We start from the raw sequence: 5,999 nt of genomic DNA, 5'->3' as shown, positions 1-5,999 counted from the left end.
AGGTGCCCCTGTGGTATTCCAAGTATAATTCTCCGACCCAGGAAGGCAGATATTTTTTTCCTCTTACTTCTTTATCCAGCTTCTCAAAAAATGCCTTAGACGTACTCATCACAGTCCTTGGACAGCCTGGTATGCCCGTTTCAAGCCTCCGCTGGTTTTCCAGCATATCTTTGGTAGGACCGCCGCCGCCGTCTCCGTAGCCAAAGGACATTAAGACCTCATCATTTAAATATTTCTGGCTGTATCTGGCCCAGGCTCCTTTTACCTGTGAAGGATTTATGTATGCATTATAGGTAGTGAAATGCTCGGTTTCTGTTCCACCCTCCTCAGCTGCCTTATGATAGTCACGGCTTGGGCTGAAGTGGGTTAATATCCTGGTTCCGTCAATTCCTTCCCATTCAAAGGTGTCATAGGGCATTTTATTGAATTCATTCCAGCTGATTTTCGTAGTCATAAAATATTTGATGCCGCATTTTTTCATGATCTGAGGAAGGGCGGCGGAATATCCGAACACATCGGGAAGCCATAAAATCTCATTGTCCTTCCCGAATTCTTCCCTGAAAAATTCCTTGCCATGAAGGAACTGGCGCACAAGGGACTCCCCGGAGGAAAGATTGCAGTCTGCTTCCACAAACATGCCGCCTTCTGTCTCCCATCTTCCTTCTGCAACACGTTTTTGTATCTCTTCATAAACCTCAGGAGCATGTTTCTTAACATATTTATAAAGCTGGGGCTGGCTTGACATAAAGATATATTCCGGATACTGTTTCATCAGCTCCAGCACCGTGGAAAAGCTTCTTACCGCCTTATCCTCCGTAACCGCAAGGGTCCATAACCAGGCTACGTCAATGTGGGTATGGCCCACGCAGTAAACCGTTTCTTTACTGTTTCCGCTGTATTTATCATAGAATTCTTCCTTCATGTATCGCCGGGCTTTTTTCAGGCTTTCATAATATTCTTCCGAATATTCCTTTCTTAAGTCCAGAAGATTTAAGGATTCATTCACTGCATGAATGATGGAGAGATAGGCACTGTCACTGTCAGGAAGAAGCCTTGCGACCTGATAAGGAACGGAAATATCATAATAATACTGCTCTGTTTCCCTGTCTAACACCTTTATCCTGGAATCCATGACAAGCTTGAAATTCTGATCCCCGGTAAATGCGGATAAAACGATTCGAAACGTCTCACCTGGCTCTGCTTTTTCCGTCAGCAGCACCTCCCTGTGATTGACGTCAAGCCCCTGCCGCCTGACACCATTGACGTAAATGGTAAACTGGGGATTCGTGGCATCCCACAGCCCTTCTCTTCCGGTTTTTAACTCATACACCACCCATTGATCCTTAAACTCTGCGGGAATGGCAATGACTGTTTCAAACCAGAAATATTCCCTGTGGCCGCCCCACAGTTCTGCACTTGTAAGCTCCTCCCAGTCATCGGTGCGAAGGTCCTGGACATTTAAAAAGCGTTCCCCGGATTTTAACATCCGGTAACTGGTGACAGGAACTTCTTTCACATAGATAAGTTCCTTAAGGTCTTCCACCAGTTTTCCAATCCGTTCTTTGATCAGTATCATTGTAATCTCCTCCTTATGCATCAGCCTTTGGCTGCGCCGGCCATATTAAAGCCCTTTGACATATAATTTTGTGACAAAATATAAAGTAATATAGAAGGAATGGCATAGACGGCCGAGTAAGCGGCCAACTGTCCATAGATTATCATACCATGCTGTCCGAAAAATTGATATAGGGTAACAGATGCCGGTAATTTATTTAGGGTCTGCAACAGGATATAGGGTATAAAAAAGTTGCCCCAGCTCCCTGAAAAGGTAAAGATGAAAACCACGCAGATTCCCGGAAACATTAAGGGTGTGATGATTTTCTGAATGCTTGCCAATGTGGACGCACCGTCTACCCAGGCCGCCTCCTCCAGTTCTATGGGGACATTGTCCATAAAATTTTTCATGAGCCAGATCCCATAAGGCATGGAGGTCGCCGTCAGAAATAAGATGAGGCCCAAAGTCTTGTCATACAGGCCAATGGTCAGGAACATCTTATACACCGGCACCATGACTGCCGTTATGGGAAGGGAGGTCATAAATAAAATCGTATATAAAAACAGACTTTTATAACGAAGTTCATATCTTGACAGGGGATAGGCTGCAAGGCCTGCAAATAACACCACCAGGACCGACTGTCCAAAGGAAATGAGCAGTCCGTTGGCAAATGCCCGCTGATTGGTCTGGCTGGACAGGATCACCTTGTAATTATCAAGGGTCCACTGGGTTGGCACCTTCACTGCCTGAGAAGCGTTGCCGTCAAAGGAGGCCAGCACGATCCAAAGCAGGGGAAGGACAAATATAACAGCTAATAAGGTTAGCACCCCATAGGGCACCGTTTTTCTTAATTTCCAATACATGAAGCACCTCCTCTAGTCCTTTCTCATGACTCTTGTATAAAAAACACTGAGCACAATCCCGATCACAAGCAGAATCATGGAAATAGCCGTGCCGTATCCAAGCTGCTGGGAAATAAATGCCTGCCGGTACATAAAGATGGGAAGGGTCAGGGTTTTGGTTCCAGGTCCCCCGCCTGTCATCATGTAGATCAGCCCGAATACGCCCAGGGTGGATAAGGTATTCAGCATGGTATTTGTGGCTATGGTGTTCTTGATGCAGGGAAGTATGATCCTTAACATGGTCTGAAAAGGGCCTGCCCCATCCACCTTTGCCGCTTCCTCAATATCCGCCGGTACCCCATCTAACGCTGACTGAAAGTTCATCATGGAAAATGCAGTCCCATGCCATATATTTGCTAAAATAACCGTTGCCATTGGAATGGCAAACAGGAATTCCACGGTAGGAAGGTGGAAAAAAGAAAAGATCTGGTTCAAGGTACCTTCATCTCCGAAAAAGGTGCTGCAGCATAAGGCTACAACCACCTCCGGCATGATCCAGCCTGCCAGGAAAACAGGACCTACGATCCCCCGGAAGATCCTGTTTCTGTTTCTCATGTTAAGGGCAATGAGAAAGCCCAGGACCTGTTGCCCGATCAGGCTTCCAAGGAGAAAAACAAGGGTGTTGACAATGCTGATGCGTACGGTGCGGTCCTTAAACATGCTGACATAATTGGACAGGCCGATAAATTTAAGCTGTTTTGCATTCTCTCCTGATAGGGCCAGGTTTGTAAAAGAATAATAAACGGTCAATAAAATCGGCATCACAAAAAATATAAGCAAAAGGACCATAGAGGGTAGAATTAATACTGATTTTCTTGCTTCCGCAAACAGCCGGCTGCTTTTTTTATTCATGGTTTCCTCTTTTCTGCCCTGTTTCTAAGGGCATATAGGTATCCCTGTAAGGGGTTTCCTCATTTCCGCCCTGTATTTAAGGGCATATAGGTATCCCTGTAAGGGGTTTCCTCCGTTTGAATAAAAACAGGGAGAGCCAGGTGCTTTGCTATTGCACGTTAGCCCTCCCCTTCAAATCCTGAACGTTTATTTTGTCACGGTTTTATCTGCGCCAACGCTGTTCGTTACGTCTGATTTATACTGCGCCATTGCATCCTCCGGACTCGTACCTGACACAACCGATTCCACCATGGTCTGGATATGGGTAGTAACCGTTGAATACTGGCTGTTTCTTGGCCTGTAGAAAGCTCCGGATAAAAAGCCGGTGCACTTTTCCATAAAGGGCTGGGAAGCGTATGTAGGATCTGCTGCAATATCAGTTCTGGTTGCAATATTTCCCTGGGCAATGATGGTATCTAAGTAAATATCATAGCTCATGCAGTGCTTGATAAAATCCATTGCAGCATCCTTTTGGTCGGAAAGCTGCGGTATGGATAATGCCCAGCCGCCTGACATGGTGATGCTTCCCGGTTTCTGCCCCTCAGAGGTGGGCATGGCTGCGATGCCAAGCTTATCCATGTATTCCGGCCATGGAGCCGATCCTGTTTCCTTGTAATTTCCTGTCATCCAGTATCCGTCTAAGGAAATGGCAAGCTTGCCTCCCGGTAAGTATTCTCTGGAAGCAATGTTTCCTGCCTCTCCGTTTAATACCTTGGAAAGGGATGGCCCGTATCCTTCCTTATATATGGTGTTGATAAAATTCAGGGATTTTAAAATATTTTCGCTGGATGCGATCCATTTATCATTTTCATCTAAAAGCTGTTCACCTGTCCCGTAAAGAAGCATCTCATAGGTCTGCATGGAGGTGGCTTCTCCACTTGCTACTCCTGAATTGCACCAGAAAGGCACCACATCCGGGCATTTCTCCTTGATGACCTTGCAGGTATCCAGGATCTCCTGCCAGGTTTTTGGCTGCCACTCCGTATCTAAGCCGGCTGCCTTAAATATGTCTTTGTTATACCACAATCCGCGGGTATCGGTACAATAAGGGATTCCGTACACGCTTCCGTCACTGTATGTAACCCCCTCCACCAGAGGCCCGTAGAAGGTCCCGTCATTCCATTCCTTATAGTCCTTTAAGTAGGCAGAAAGATCGGTAAGATATCCGGCTGCCACATCAGAGGGAAGCTGGAACGTATCTTCGCAGACAATGTCCGGAGCCGTATCCGCTGATTGAAGTGCCAGCGCCACCTTTGCAAAATAATCCCCTTCTGAAGCGGTAATGGGGGCAATGTCAAGTTCAATGGAATCCTTTTTATCATAAGTCTCATACGCCTGCTCAAACCAGTTCTTTAAAGCATCGCTTCCTCCATCACGGAAGGTGATGGAAATTTTCGTCTTTTGGCCTGTGCCCTGGGTTTCCGCTGTTTTTCCGGTTTCCCCGGAAGCTGCTTCTGTCTTATCCTGGGCTGTTGTCTCCGTCTTTGCCCCGGAACCCTGGCATGCTGCCAGGGAAAGAATCATGGACGATGCAAGCACCGCTGCTGCAACTTTCTTCATTTTCTTCATAAAACCCTCCCATCTCTTATTTGTTTCCCAGACTTCCTGGGAAGAAACATATACTTGTAAGGTATCTTTATCTACGCGGGCAGCGAGCCGGCTAAATATGCCTGCATGCTTATTCATCGACTTCCGCGCTAACTATAAGTAACCCGTGAAGCGTGTTTCTTATAGTGGTTAAGAGAATGATAGCATAAGAAGGTTTTACAGAGTATTCCAAAATTTTAGAAAAGGGGTATAATTTTAACCTTTCCGCCTACCTTTCTAAAATGGCGTTCCTGATGTCACCTTGAAGCCTTTTGGAAACCTCCTCCGGTGTCATGGTCTTGTCTCCGAGAAAATCCGTTAGATTCCCTGCAATTCCATCTGATATGATAAACCATGTGGTGTAGGCATTTTTTAAGATGCTCTGGTTTCTCTCCCGTTCCACGAATTCATCCGGAAGGCCTCTTACCAGTCCGGGATTTACCTTTACATCCGTTCTTACGGAAAGGCAGTAGGTATTTTCGTAATAGCTTTTTATCACATCCCTGGATGTAAGATAGTCCAGCAGTTTTATGGATTCTTCCATGTCCGCCGTTACCGTGATCCCGATGTTGTCTCCCTGCAGCAGATAAGTCTGCTTCTGGATATATGGGATTTCCGCGATTTTATACTTACACTTCCTGTCCGAATTCTCCAATATGGACATGGAGCTTAGCTCTGCGATGGCGATCTTCACATATCCTTTGGAAAATGCCTTCATCAGCTCCTTTTGATTCCAGTTGATCACATCCTGGTCTATGATCCCCTCATCCCTCATATTGCCAAGCATTTCATACAGTTTCATGCAATTTTCCGTATCCAGGCTCCGCAGGGTTCCTCCGGCCGAATAGATCATCTGCAGAAAACTGGAGGCGATATCCTCTTTATTCTTCATGGCAAAGCCGAAATTATAGGTGCCAAGGGTACTGGTTTCCCTGCACAGCTTAAGAAGCTCTTCCATCGTATCCGGTATGGCGGCATCATGCTTCCTCAAATGATCCTCATTATAAAATACCACATAGGGGTTGCTGGTAAAGGGAACGGAATAGCAGATGCCGTTTACCACT

Annotated in this window: 4 protein-coding genes and 1 pseudogene; all 5 read right to left on the bottom strand. The window is 46.1% G+C overall.

Annotated elements, in window-relative coordinates; genetic code table 11:
- Positions 1–1,576: pseudogene (locus tag RT269_RS28555) on the bottom strand (alpha-mannosidase); the annotation flags it as partial.
- 20 nt (positions 1,577–1,596) lie between these two features.
- Positions 1,597–2,418, bottom strand: coding sequence for a carbohydrate ABC transporter permease (locus RT269_RS28550; protein WP_313187807.1), 822 nt, complete (start codon positions 2,416–2,418; stop codon positions 1,597–1,599).
- A gap of 12 nt (positions 2,419–2,430) precedes the next feature.
- A complete protein-coding gene (locus tag RT269_RS28545) occupies positions 2,431–3,309 on the bottom strand; it encodes a carbohydrate ABC transporter permease (RefSeq protein ID WP_038280908.1) in 879 nt (292 codons plus the stop codon).
- 186 nt (positions 3,310–3,495) lie between these two features.
- Positions 3,496–4,917: an extracellular solute-binding protein gene (locus RT269_RS28540; RefSeq protein WP_313187806.1), complete on the bottom strand. Its 1,422-nt coding sequence runs from the start codon at positions 4,915–4,917 to the stop codon at positions 3,496–3,498.
- Between the two features lie 247 nt (positions 4,918–5,164).
- On the bottom strand, positions 5,165–5,999 hold an 835-nt coding region (locus tag RT269_RS28535; RefSeq protein WP_313187805.1), incomplete at its 5' end, for an ABC transporter substrate-binding protein.

The sequence above is a fragment of the Lacrimispora sp. genome, from assembly GCF_032078915.1.
Taxonomy (GTDB): domain Bacteria; phylum Bacillota; class Clostridia; order Lachnospirales; family Lachnospiraceae; genus Lacrimispora.
This window is presented reverse-complemented; position numbering and strand designations above follow the sequence as displayed.